The organism is Modestobacter italicus (assembly GCF_019799965.1).
Taxonomy (GTDB): Bacteria; Actinomycetota; Actinomycetes; order Mycobacteriales; family Geodermatophilaceae; genus Modestobacter; species Modestobacter italicus_A.
Map to the genome: position 1 here is coordinate 737029 of NZ_JABGCJ010000001.1, position 12071 is coordinate 749099.

Consider the following 12071-nt stretch of genomic DNA (forward strand, 5'->3'; position numbering starts at 1 on the left):
TGCACTGATGGACGCGATCCCGCTGGCCCGGTTCGAGGAGCTGGTCGCCGACGCGCTGGACGAGGTGCCGGCCCAGCTGCTCGACCTGCTGGACAACGTCGTCGTCCTGGTCGAGGACCGCAACCCCGACGAGCCGGACCTGCTGGGCGTCTACGAGGGGTACGCGCTCACCGAGCGCGGGTCCGACTACGGCGGCGCGCTGCCCGACCGGATCATGATCTACCGCGAGGCGATCTGCGACGTCTGCGAGGACGAGGACGAGGTGGCCGAGGAGGTCGCGATCACCGTCGTCCACGAGATCGCGCACCACTTCGGCATCGAGGAGGACAAGCTCCACGCCCTCGGCTGGGGCTGACCCCCACTCCCCCGGTCTCGCGCGCGAGATCGCGCGGGGGTCCCGCGCGCGAAGGCACGCGGGCGTGCGGTGAGGGCGTGGTTCGGGTGGATGCCGCGGTCGAGGGCACAGGTAGCGTTGCCGGACGTGCCCGAGGACGTCGCCCGCCTGCCGATCAAGATGCTGCACGACCGACTGCTGGTCTCCCTCCGCAAAGAGGACGGTGACCGCCGGTCCAGCGGCGGCATCCTGATCCCGGCCACCGCCCAGGTCGCCAAGCGGCTGGTGTGGGGCGAGGCCAAGGGCGTGGGGCCGAACGTGCGGCAGATCAAGGTCGGCGACCAGGTGCTGTTCTCCCCCGAGGACCAGCACGAGGTCGAGGTGCACGGCGAGGACCTGATCATCCTGCGGGAGCGCGACGTGCACGCCGTCGCCGCCGAGCGGATCGAGGAGTCGACCGGCCTCTACCTCTGAAGGTCCAGCAGCGTGCCGGCCAGCAGCTCGTCGGTGCGGAGCTGGTCGACGAGCTCCTCGGACAGGTCGTCCTCGCAGTCCAGGCCCCGGGCGATGAGGTGCCGGTAGGTGGCGATCTTGGCCCGCACCACCGCCAGGTCGTCCTGCAGCTCGGCCAGCCGCTGCTCGATCTGGGCGCACTGCTGCTCCAGCAGCGCCATCCGCTCGGGGTGGTTGGCCAGCTCGCCGCCGCCGAGCTCGATGAACCGCCGGACGTCGGCCACCGGCATCCCGGTCCGGCGGAGCGCCTGCACCAGCCGGATGAACCGCAGCGCCGCGGGCGGGTAGCGCCGCTGACCGCCGGCAGTGCGTTCGACCAGCGGCAGCAGGCCCTCACGTTCGTACCAGCGCAGCGTGTCGATGCTCAGCCCGGTCTCCTCGGAGACCTGCCGGATGCCGAGGGTGGTCTCCGGGGGAGCCGCGGTCACGGCGGCCAGGCTAGGCCGCGGCACGGTGGTCCGTCCCGTCCCCGGTCACCGCGCGCTCGGTGAGCCTGGCCATCAGCAGGACCACGCGCCGCCGGGTCAGCAGCCGTGTCAGCCGGACCGCCGCCCGGTTCGCCCGGCCGACCGCGACGCTGGGCGGCGGGGTGCGCCGGTCCAGTGCCCGGAACGCGGTGGTCACGACCTCCTCCGGCGACTGGCGGCCCCGGCCGCCGTCGGCGGCGTCGTTGCCCAGGACCTCGAAGAACTCCGTGTCGGTGGCTCCGGGCGACAGCGCGAGCACCCGCAGCCCGCTGTCCCGCGACTCGGCCCACAGCGCCTCGGTGAAGCTGAGCACGAAGGCCTTGCTCGCCGCGTAGACCGCCATGTCCGGGCTGGGCACGTACGCGGCCATGCTGGCGACGTTGACCAGCACGCCGGTGCCGGACGCCCGCAGCCGGTCGACGAACGCCCGGCTGACGTCGACCAGCGCGGTGACGTCGACGGCGATCATCTCGGCCAGCCGGTCGGCGTCCTCGTGGTGGAAGGGACCGTGCGTGCCGAAGCCCGCGCAGTTGACGACGCCGGTGACCGCGATGCCCAGCCGGTCGACCTCCGCGGCCAGCGCCCGGCCGGCCGCGGGCCGGCTGAGGTCGGCCGGGACGACGTCGACCCGGACACCGGACGCTGCGGTCAGCTCGGCGGCCAGGGCGGTCAGCCGCTCGGCCCGACGCGCCACCAGCACCAGGTCCGAGCCGCGCGCCGCGAGCCGGCGGGCGAACTCGGCGCCGATGCCCGCGCTGGCGCCGGTGACCAGCGTGGTCTGCCCGCGCCAGTCGACCCCGCTCACGAGGCCACCGCCAGCACGAAGCGGTACCGGACGTCGTTGCGTGCCAGCCGCTCGAAGGCCGTGTTGACCTCGTCGATCGGCAGCACCTCGACGTCTGCGGTGAGGCCGTGCGCGCCGCAGAAGTCGAGCATCTCCTGGGTCTCCGCGGTGCCGCCGGAGCCGGAGACGGTCAGCGAGCGGCCGAGCAGGCTCATCGGCGACACCACGTACTGCTCGGGCAGCCCGAGCACGCACAGCGTCCCGTCGATCCGGAGCGCAGCCAGGTAGGGCGCGAGGTCGTGGGCGCCGGAGGCGGTGTCCAGCACGAAGTCGAGCCGCCCGGCGACCGCCGCCATCGCACCGGGGTCGGTGGAGAGGACGACGTCGTGCGCGCCCAGCGCCCGGGCGTCGTCGGCCTTGGCCGCCGAGGTGGTGAAGACCGTGACCCGGGCGCCCAGTGCGACGGCAAACTTCACCGCCAGGTGGCCCAGCCCGCCGAGCCCGACGACGCCGACCTGCGTCCCCGGCCCGACGCCGGCCCGGCTGAGCGGCGACCAGGTGGTGACGCCGGCGCACATCAGCGGCGCGGTCGCGGCCGGGTCCAGCCCGGCGGGCAGGTCGTGGACGAACGCGTCCCGGACGACGTACCCCGTCGAGTACGCGCCCTGGGTCGGCGTGCCGTCGCGCCGGTCGACGCCGCCGTAGGTGAGGGTCGGGAACTCGCGGCAGTAGGGCTCGCGGTGGGCCAGGCAGTTCTCGCACTCCCCGCAGGAGTCGACGATGTTGCCCACGGCGACGGCGTCCCCGACCTGGAAACGGGTCACCTCGGCGCCGACCTCGGTCACCTCGCCGACGAACTCGTGACCGGGCACCAGCCGCGGCGCACCGGGCGCGATGCCCTCGACGGCGTGCAGGTCGCTGTGGCAGACGCCCACGTGGGTCACCCGGACGGCGACGTCGTCGGGTCGCAGGGCCCGGCGGGTGAACTGGATCGGCCGCAGCGGCCCGTGCGGGCCGGTGGTGGCGTATCCGGTGACTGCTCTCATGCCGGCGACGCTAGGAGCTGGAGTGCACTCCAGCGCAAGCTCCGCTCACGAGCGGTGGCAGCACGGGGTCAGCGTCCTCCAGGTGTGCCGGGCTGCCCCGGCGCGCAGACTGGACGGCCATGGCGGGCAGTGCAGCGGGGTCAGCCGGCCTGCCCGGTCCGCACCCGGGCCAGCCAGGCCTCGGCGGCGGCGAAGGCCGCGTCGCCCACCCGCTCCTGGACCGGCTTGCCCGCCAGCTCGTCCGCCCGCGGATAGGAGCCCAGGAAGCGCAGCTCCTCGGCGAGCCGGTGCAGCGCCGCGAGCGCGTCGCCCACCCGCCGGTCGGCCACGTGCCCCTCGCAGTCGATGGAGAAGGAGTAGACGCCCAGCCGCTCCCGGGTGGGCCGCGACTCGATCCGGGTCAGGCTGATCCCGCGGACGGCGAACTCGGCGAGCAGGTCCAGCAGCGCCCCGGTGCGGTCGGCGACCACCGCGGTGACCGTCGTCTTGTCCGCACCCGTGGGGGCGGGCAGCTGACCGGGGCGCTGGACCAGCACGAAGCGGGTGACGGCGCCAGGGTGGTCGGCCAGGTCGGTGGCCAGGGTGTCGAGGTCGTAGCGGTCGGCGGCGATGGCCGCGCAGACCGCGGCGTCGAGCTCTCCGGCGGCCACCCGGCGGGCCGCGTCGGCGGTCGAGGCCGCCGGGAGCACGTCGGCGGCCGGCAGCAGCTCGGCGATCCGGCCGCGGCACTGGGCCAGCGCGTGCGGGTGGCTGCCCACGGTGCGCACCTGGCCGAGCGTCGTCCCGGGGCGGACGGCGAGCACGAACGCGACGTCGAGGAACACCTCCCGGGTGATCACCAGCGGGTCGCCGTCGACCAGGCCGTCCATGGTGGCCGGGACCGATCCCTCGACCGAGTTCTCCAGCGGCACCAGGGCGGCCGAGGCGCTGCCGGTGCGCACGGCCTGCAGCGCCGCGGCGATGCTGGGCTCGGGCCGGGAGGTCCACCCCGCGGGCGTCCCGGAGGCAGCGGTGAGGCTGCCGAGCGCGGCCTCGGCGAAGGTACCCTCGGGTCCCAGATAGGCGAACCCCGCCGGAGCTGTGCTGTCCGTGGAACTGCTGTCCGTGGCACGCGGCATCCGGCGAGGGTAGTGCGGCCGCTCCGGGTCCCGCGGGCCCCGGCGCGGGGGGAGCTGCCTCGTCACCGGCCGGGTACGTGCGTGTCGCGTGCCCTGACTGTGGAGGGGAGGGACGCGTGACCGCCGGCCCGGACGTCCTCGACGAACTGCAGCTGGAGACCGCCCGGTGGCGGCTGTTGGCCGCCAGCGCCGCCGAGGAGGCGCAGCTCTTCACCGACGAGCTGGCGTGCATCGCCGGCCCGCTCGCCACCACGGGCCGGCCCTGCTGGGACGCCTGGTCGGCCGCGTTCACCGCCCGCGCCGCCCTCTTCGACGGCGACCCGGACACCGCCGACGCCGGGGTGGCGGCAGCCCGGGCCGCGCTCGAGCTCTGCGCTCCCACCGCGGAGCGGGCGCTGGTGCTGGCCTACCTGGCCCACCTCGAGGTGACCGCGGACCGGTTCGACGCCGCCCTGCACCTGGCCGTGGACGCCAGCCTGCTGGCCGACCAGGTCGCCGCCGAGGACCCCAGCCGGGAGCTGCACCAGGCGCACGCCTGGCTGTCGCTGGCGCTGACCGGGCTGGACCTGGAGGAGCTGGCGGTCGCGCAGTCGCTGCGCGGCGCCCGGGTGGCCTCGGCGCTGCCCGACCTCGGTGACCAGTGGCAGCTGCTGCGGCTGTGCGCCCAGCAGCACGCCGAACTGGCGCAGACGGTGCACCGCCGGGGCGACACGACGCGCTCCCGCGACCTCGCCCAGGTGGCGGTGCAGTGCGCCACCGCGGCCCGGGCCCTGCCCTGGGAGCCGGCCGAGACCGACACCGACCTGCTCGACGTCGTCCAGGCCTGGGCGATGACGCTGTCCGGGCAGCTGGACGAGGCACTGCCGCCGCTGCGCCGGGTCCGCCGGCACCTGGCGAGCGGTCAGGGCAGCACCTGGCTGATGGGCTACGCCGACCTGCTGCTGGCCCGCCTGCTGACGCTGCGCTGCGCCCGGGACGACGATCCGGGCCGCCCGCAGGGCGAGGAGGCCGTCGGGCTGCTGGTCAGCGCATCGGGCGCGTTCGCCGCGGTCGGTGACCGGCGCCGCTACCGGCAGTGCCTGCTGGAGCTGGGCCAGGCGACGGCGGCGATGGGCTCGACCGGCGAGGCGCTGCACTGGCTGGAGGCGTACCGGCACGAGACCACCCGGGCGCACCGGCGCAGCCGCGAGCTGTGGGCGGAGATGTTCGTGCGCCGGAGCCGGCTGCGGGAGGCGCAGCGGCAGACGGCGGTGCTGCGCCGGCACGCCCTGGAGGACGCGCTCACCGGCCTGGGCAACCGGCGCAGCGCCGAGCGCCGGATGGGCGAGCTGCGGCTGGACCGGGAGCCGGTGTCGCTGGCGGTGGTCGACGTCGACGGCTTCAAGGCCGTCAACGACGAGAACTCGCACCTGCACGGTGACGCCGTGCTGCGCCGGGTGGCCGAGCTGCTGCGCCAGCACTCCCGCACCGGCGACGAGGTGTTCCGCTGGGCCGGCGACGAGTTCGTGGTCGTGCTGCCCAACACCGGGGAGGCGCGGGCGGTGGTGGCGATGGAGCGGCTGCGCAGCGCCGTGGCCGGCGCCGACTGGACCGCCCTGGGCCTGCCCGCGCCGGTCACCGTCAGCATCGGCGTCGCCTCCGCCGGCCCGGCGGGGCCGGCCGGGGCGCGGACGTGGCGTGAGCTGTTCGACGCCGCGGACCTGCACCTGTTCGGCGCGAAGCGGGCTGGCCGCGACCAGGTGCGGGCCACCGGCGGTGGCCAGCTCGCGCCGGCCCCGGCTCCCCGGTCGGCCGGGTTGCTGGCGGACGCCTCGGTCGACGAGCTGGTCGCCGAGGTCCTCGGCAGCGCTCCGCGACGCCCCGGCTGGGCGTTCGAGGACGGCGAGGTGACCTCGTGAGGCTGCGCCGTGCCCGGGGTCCGGAGGGGCCGCTGGGGCAGGAGGGGCGGCCCGAGGCCCCGGTGCGTGACACGCCCCCCGCCGACGGGCACAGTGCCCTCGTGCCACCCGGTCTGCTGCACCGCCAGGTGAGCTCAGCTCTCGCGAACTGGCAGTTGGACGCGGCCGAGGCGCTGCTGCACCAGATCGACGGCACCCTGCCCACCGGTGACCGGTCGGCGGCCCCGCTCACCTCGCTGGCCCGCGCCTGGGCCGACACGCTGCGCGCCGAGCTGCTGGTGCGCCGGCTGCGGCTGGCCGGCTACTCCCTGCTCGGCGAGCCGCTCGTGGAGGGTGGCCCGGAGCAGGAGGGCCCGCTGGACCTGCGCACCCCGGTCGACGGCACGGGCGAGGAGGCGGTGGACCGCGAGTCCCGCTCGGCATCGGCGACGCACGCCGCGCAGGCGATCGCGCTGGTCCGCTCCGCGCGGGCGGCCTTCGACGCCCAGGACGACGACCTGCAGCGCGCCGCCGGGCTGGCCCGGCACGCCCGGATCGAGCTGCTGTCCCGCCGGGTCGACGCGGCGATGGACGAGGCCGTCGAGGCCGCCAGCCTGCTGGACCCGGCGCTGCCGCCCAGCCCCCTGCTGGTGCACACCTTGAGCTCGCTGGCCGCCGTGCTGGCCGACCTGGAGCTCATGCCGCTGGCCCTCGACTACCAGCGCCGCGCCGCCGAGGTCTCCGCCGAGGCACCCGACGCCGGGCTGGCCGGTGAGGCGGCCACCCGGCTGGCCGCGCTCTGTGCCGAGCTGGGCGAGGGCCTGCTGGACGACGGCAGCACCGCGGCCGCCCTGCCGCACTTCACCGAGGCCCGCGACCTGACCGCCGGCGCGCTGGAGCGGCTGCCGGCCGGTGACCCCGGGGTGCTCGACACCCAGGTGGTGCACGGCTGGGCGCTGGTGGGGCTCGGCGAGCACCAGGCCGCGGCGTCCCTGCTGCGCCACGTGGTCGCGGTGGCCACCACCGCCGACGACCGGGGCCTGCTGGCCTCCGCCGAACTCGGCCTGGGCCGCGCGCTGCGCCGCTCCGGCGAGCCGCACCGCGCCGACGACCACCTCGCCGCCGCCCTCGCGCTGGCCACCGAGCACGGCCTGCCCCGGCTGCGCCGGGCCGCGCTGCGGGAGCTGTGCACGCTGCACGCCGAGCTGGACGACGCCGCCCGCGCGCTGCCCTACCTGCAGGCCTACCTGGCCGACGAGCTGGACCGGGTCGACGAGCGGCGCACCCGCTGGGTGGAGCTGTTCGGCCGGCGCAAGAGCCTGCTGGAGACCGAGCGGGCCGCCGGCCAGCTGCGCCGGCAGGCCTACGAGGACCCGCTCACCCACCTGCCCAACCGCCGCTACGCCGAGGCCCGGCTGGACGGGTTGCTGTCGTCGGGAGCGCTGCCGGCGCTGGCCGTGGTCGACGTCGACCGGTTCAAGGCGATCAACGACGCCGCCGGGCACCCGGGCGGGGACGCCGTCCTGCGCGCGGTCGGCCAGCTGCTGGTCGACGGCTGCCGCGACACCGACGAGGTGTGCCGCTGGGCCGGCGACGAGTTCGTCATCCTGCTCCCCGACACCACCGCCGAGCAGGCCGAGCGGGCGATGGAGCGGATCCGCCGCTCGATCGCCGGGCACGACTGGTCGGCCCTCGGGGTCGAGGTGCCGGTGCGGATCAGCGTGGGCATCGCCCAGGCCGCCCGCGGCGACGACCGGCGCACCCTGTTCGCCGCCGCCGACGGGGTGCTCTACGACGCCAAGCGCGCCGGCCGCGACCGGGTGGTCCGGCTGTCCGGGGTCACCCAGACCCGGGCCGACGACACCGGGACGACGACCGACGCGGAGACCGTCGACAGCGCCGCCGAGGTGGTGGCCGACACGACCTCCGCCGGCGTCCCGGACGGCGCCGGCACGGCCCTCATCATGGAGACCATGACTGCCTCCCCGCTGCCCGACGGCTTCGACGAGCAGGCCGAGGGCGACCCGGCCGACGTGACCGTCGGGTTCGCCCGGCTGCTGGTCGAGCCGGCCGCGGAGGAGGCACCCGAGCCCACCGCGGTGCCGGACGAGCGCGAGGCCGACGGTGAGCTCCCGGCCCGGCCGCGCAACCCGCTCGACGAGCTGTTCGGCGGCCCGGTCCGCCGGCCGAGCGGCCGCCGGATCGGCCCGGCCGAGCCCGTCTCCGCCCCGGCCGAGGCCCCGGAGCCGACCCGCCCGGCCACGGCCCCCAGCGCGGCCGTGCCGCCGCCCCCGATGACCGTGCCGCCCGCGGCTCCGGTCTCCCGGGAGCCGGCCCTGCCCACCGGCCCGGACGTCATCTGGGCCACCGGCCGCAGCACCGAGCAGGTGCTCGCCCTGGTGCGCGAGGCCCGTCGCGAGCACCCCGACTCCCCCGCCATCGTGGTGCGGGCCAGCGCCGACACCCTGGTCGCCCTGGCCAGCGAGCACGACGCCTACACGACGATGGACGCCGCGGCGATGTCCGCGGCGGTCGGGCCGGTGCCCGAGCCGGTCGGCCGGGTCGGCGTGCTCTGCGCCAGCAGCGGCGACACCCCGATCGCCGCCGAGGCCGCGTTCGTCGCCCGGGTCACCGGCACCGAGGTCGTCCGGGTCGACGACGTCGGCGGCAGCCGGATCGCACCCCTGCTCACCGACCGGTCGCTGCTCACCGACGTCGACTGCCTGGTCGTCGTCGCCGGCCTGGACGCCGCGTTGGCCAGCGTGGTCAGCGGCCTCACCGAGGTGCCGGTCGTCGCGGTGCCCACCTCCGCCGGGCAGGGCAGCTCGTTCGGCGGCTTCGGCGCGCTGATGACGATGCTCAACTCGGCCGCGCCCGGCGTGGTGGTCAGCAACATCGACAACGGCTGGTCCGCCGGCGTCTTCGCCGCCCGGATCGCCCGCCGCACCGCGCGTTCCTGAGTCCATCACCGGCGATCGGCAGCCCTGCCCAACCGTTCCGGGTCGCTGACGCTGCGACCGCCGGCGCTGCGAATCGCTGAGCCCCTGTTGGGTAGACCCCGCTCGCGAGGTGCAATCCGGCCAGATCTAACGCCAAGGGAACAGCGGGCTGAGCCAGAGTGTGTTCCAACTCCACGTCGGCGTAGACCCAGGCCCGGACAGCGCTGCACCCGGACCACCCGCGCCAACGGGACGTCTGATGCCGCGTTCCGCGCGGTGGCGCGCACCGCCGGCGTCCCGCCGGTGCTCGTCCGCACCCAGCCTGGATGGACAGCGCCGGCGCCGCAGCGATCCTGGCCTTCATCGAGGAGCACGACCCGTCCCACGGGTGTGCCGTCCCGGTGATCGGTGCCCGTGGGATCGGCCCAGCATGAGCGACGTAGCCGAACGGGGCGACGACGACACCGCACCCACCGAGGCCATAGTGTCGACTGACCTAGCAGACAAGCCGGCCGGCCTCGCCCCCGAGACGCAGCTGGTTCACCCGACGCTGGACCGGTTCGTCACCGAACTACTGGCTCCGACCTAGTGGCGGCCGGTCGATGGCAGGCACCAGACCTGGTGCCCGGCCTGGTGGAAGCACCTTGCAGCGATCGTGCGCCCGGCGGCGCTGTGGCCGTCCTGCGAGCACTTGCGCTTAGATCGAGCCACCGGCATGTCGGCGTAGCTGCGCCACCGTGCCGACCACCACGTCCGGGGGCGCTCATGGGGCCAGAATTCGGCCCGTTCATAGGCTGCCATCCCGAGCGTGGCCACACCGAGCGACTGGGGGCGTTATGACTAACTGACCTACCTACTGGGCTATTCGGCTGGCCAGAGCACACGCGGCACGTGGCCGAGAAGTTTACGACCCCAAACACAAGGACCACGAATGAACACCTTCCAGCTATGGGATGCCGTGGAGTACACGGGAGACGACATTCCCGATCTGCGGATTTGGAAGGGTCACCCAGGGCGCGTCGTGGACAGCACCCCAGGCGCGTCGGTGGTCATCGTTGCACTCGTCAGCGGCCCCACTGGCGAATATGGCGTCGATTCGTTAGCGCCAATCGGGGAAACTGAGTACTTGTCCAGAGGTGATCGCCTATGTCGATCGATGCACCCGCTTGAACAACGCCCTGTCGCCACTCTCATGAGGCCGGGCAGTGAGTGGCCCGAAGGGGACCGCCCCGTGCGTGGCCTAGGCGCCGACCAATCGTCCGACACCTAGGCCACCCGCAACGGTCGTTCAGGGACCTAACCGTGCGCGGTAACAGGCGACAGCGAGCTGACGTAGGTGACGTGCTGAGCCCTGTAGCCAGACGTCGAAGGCGCCCTAGGGCCGGAAACTTCCGCCGAACGGCTCATCATCCCGCTTCCGCCACTGTTCCAGCCCGCTACAAGAGCTACGTCAACCCATGCCGGACACTCGACCTCACGCTCAACGCCGAATGCGGCGTTGGGGTCGAGGCAGTACATCGTGACCAGACCGAACGGCTCACCATCCGAGAGGAGTCGCTGATCCTGCACCAACTTCACCTGCCGCGAATCGCTCAACACACATTCATAGCGATCACATGTGATTTCATCCGCGTACGCATAATGCCTCCATGTCGTACCAGTACTCGTTTCCCGGTTGAATTCGGGGCTAGCGAGAACGAACCGGAACGCGTCCATGGAATAGATGTGGTGCTTCCCTGCAACCTTCGCCAAGCCGAAGGCTCCCGTGCCAATAGCACGTCGTTCCGACCGTCGACTCAGCGCCTGACCAAGTGTTCGCTGCGGTCGCCGAGTGGTTACATCAGCACCGCGCCTGCCGCGGATCTTCGATGTCGCCGTGGCACAGCGGCATGCAAGTTTTCACATCACGTAGCGTCGACCGCGCCAGTTCCACATAGGGCGACCGAAGACGAGCTGAATCACTCCCGGGAAGAGTGGAGCTGGTCGCAGATGCGTTCATGTGCACGACCGCCACCCTTGCTGCTCTCATGCCCAGCGGTGCGGTGCAGGATCGCCAGTTGGAGGCACTGTGTTGATCAACACTCGTGCGCTTTGTGACCCCTCGAGACCCCTCTACATCGACGCCTGAACGGAACTGCTCAGTCCAATTGCATGCACGTGACCCGCCCGTCCGTCACGGTCAGTCATCGCCACATCGGTGTGGAACAGGCGGCCAGTGAGGCTGCGACGTGGACGACGGCTGGTCGGCCGGCATCTTCGCCGCCAGGATCATCCGCCGCATCGCGTGCTCCTGAGTCGATCATCGGCGATCGGCTGCCCACAGACCGTGTCGGGCGACCACCTGCCGATGATCAACTCCCGTCGTCGGACGGACGGCGGGCCAGCACGGAATGGGTGTGCCAGTGCTGCGGGCCGGCGTAGGCGGTGCCGTCGGCCTCCTGCACCTCGTGCCGGACGACGTCCAGGCCGGTGAGGAGGCGGTCGACCTCGGCGTCGGTGAGCGTGGCGATGTCGTCGGCGTCCGTGGTGGTGTCCCGCTCGCCGAACAGGTCGCAGGCCAGCCAGCCGCCGGGCAGCAGCGCGGCCCGGATCAGCTGCCACAGGCGCGACAGGTGGGCCCCCGCGTAGGGCAGTGACCGGCCGGCGTGCACCAGGTGCGCCGGCGGGAGCGCGTCGAGCTCCGCGAAGGTCTCTGTGCCCACAGTGAGCCGCTCGGCCTGGTCCGCCGGGAGACGGGCGGTCAGGGAGTCACCGGCCGCCGGGTCGCCGTCGATCGCCAGCACCCGCCAGCCGTGGTCGAGCAGCAGCGCTGTCTCCACGCCAGCGCCGAAGCCCAGGTCGAGTGCCAGCCGGCCCGCCCCCTCGCCGGCGTGCTCCACCAGTGCGACGGCCAGTGGTCGGGGCTCGCGGTCGACCTGGGTCGCGTTGTAGCGGCTCCAGGCACCGGGTTCGTCGAAGTACCCCATCGCCGCGCACCCTAGGGCGTGCGCGGG

The 12071-nt window shown here is 73.9% G+C and carries 9 protein-coding genes and 1 pseudogene; 5 read left to right on the top strand and 5 right to left on the bottom strand.

Features of this window, described 5'->3' with window-relative positions; translation table 11 throughout:
* Positions 1-7: 7 nt before the first annotated feature.
* Together HLA93_RS03575 and HLA93_RS03580 are read left to right on the top strand one after the other, a co-directional pair.
* Complete coding sequence (locus tag HLA93_RS03575; RefSeq protein WP_222192868.1) at positions 8-355, top strand: metallopeptidase family protein; 348 nt, start codon at positions 8-10, stop codon at positions 353-355.
* 126 nt (positions 356-481) lie between these two features.
* Positions 482-808, top strand: coding sequence for a GroES family chaperonin (locus HLA93_RS03580; RefSeq protein ID WP_308127921.1), 327 nt, complete (start codon positions 482-484; stop codon positions 806-808).
* Here HLA93_RS03580 and HLA93_RS03585 read toward each other — a convergent pair.
* The 4 genes from HLA93_RS03585 to pheA all read right to left on the bottom strand — a co-directional run bounded on the left by HLA93_RS03585 (position 799) and on the right by pheA (position 4262).
* Complete coding sequence (locus HLA93_RS03585; protein ID WP_222192870.1) at positions 799-1275, bottom strand: MerR family transcriptional regulator; 477 nt, start codon at positions 1273-1275, stop codon at positions 799-801. The genes HLA93_RS03580 and HLA93_RS03585 overlap by 10 nt on opposite strands.
* A 10-nt stretch (positions 1276-1285) precedes the next feature.
* Positions 1286-2119, bottom strand: a complete 834-nt coding sequence (locus HLA93_RS03590) for an SDR family NAD(P)-dependent oxidoreductase (protein ID WP_222192871.1) — start codon at positions 2117-2119, stop codon at positions 1286-1288.
* Entirely contained in the window at positions 2116-3144 is a 1029-nt protein-coding gene (locus HLA93_RS03595; protein WP_222192872.1) for an NAD(P)-dependent alcohol dehydrogenase, read from the bottom strand. Before HLA93_RS03595 ends, HLA93_RS03590 begins: the two co-directional genes overlap by 4 nt.
* Before the next feature lie 140 nt (positions 3145-3284).
* On the bottom strand, positions 3285-4262 hold the full coding sequence (gene pheA / locus HLA93_RS03600; protein ID WP_222192873.1) for a prephenate dehydratase: 978 nt from the start codon (positions 4260-4262) through the stop codon (positions 3285-3287).
* Between the two features lie 116 nt (positions 4263-4378).
* Here pheA and HLA93_RS03605 point away from each other — a divergent pair, with 116 nt between their 5' ends.
* The 3 genes and pseudogenes from HLA93_RS03605 to HLA93_RS22165 form a co-directional block, all read left to right on the top strand.
* Positions 4379-6160 (top strand): GGDEF domain-containing protein, encoded by a 1782-nt coding sequence (locus HLA93_RS03605; protein WP_222192874.1) that lies wholly within the window; start codon positions 4379-4381, stop codon positions 6158-6160.
* On the top strand, positions 6157-9099 hold the full coding sequence (locus HLA93_RS03610) for a diguanylate cyclase domain-containing protein (protein WP_222192875.1): 2943 nt from the start codon (positions 6157-6159) through the stop codon (positions 9097-9099). Before HLA93_RS03605 ends, HLA93_RS03610 begins: the two co-directional genes overlap by 4 nt.
* A gap of 598 nt (positions 9100-9697) precedes the next feature.
* Positions 9698-9805: pseudogene (locus tag HLA93_RS22165) on the top strand (DUF4913 domain-containing protein); the annotation flags it as partial.
* A gap of 1624 nt (positions 9806-11429) precedes the next feature.
* Here the strand turns inward: HLA93_RS22165 and HLA93_RS03620 are convergent.
* Positions 11430-12044, bottom strand: coding sequence for a class I SAM-dependent methyltransferase (locus tag HLA93_RS03620; RefSeq protein WP_222192876.1), 615 nt, complete (start codon positions 12042-12044; stop codon positions 11430-11432).
* Between the last annotated feature and the right edge of the window lie 27 nt (positions 12045-12071).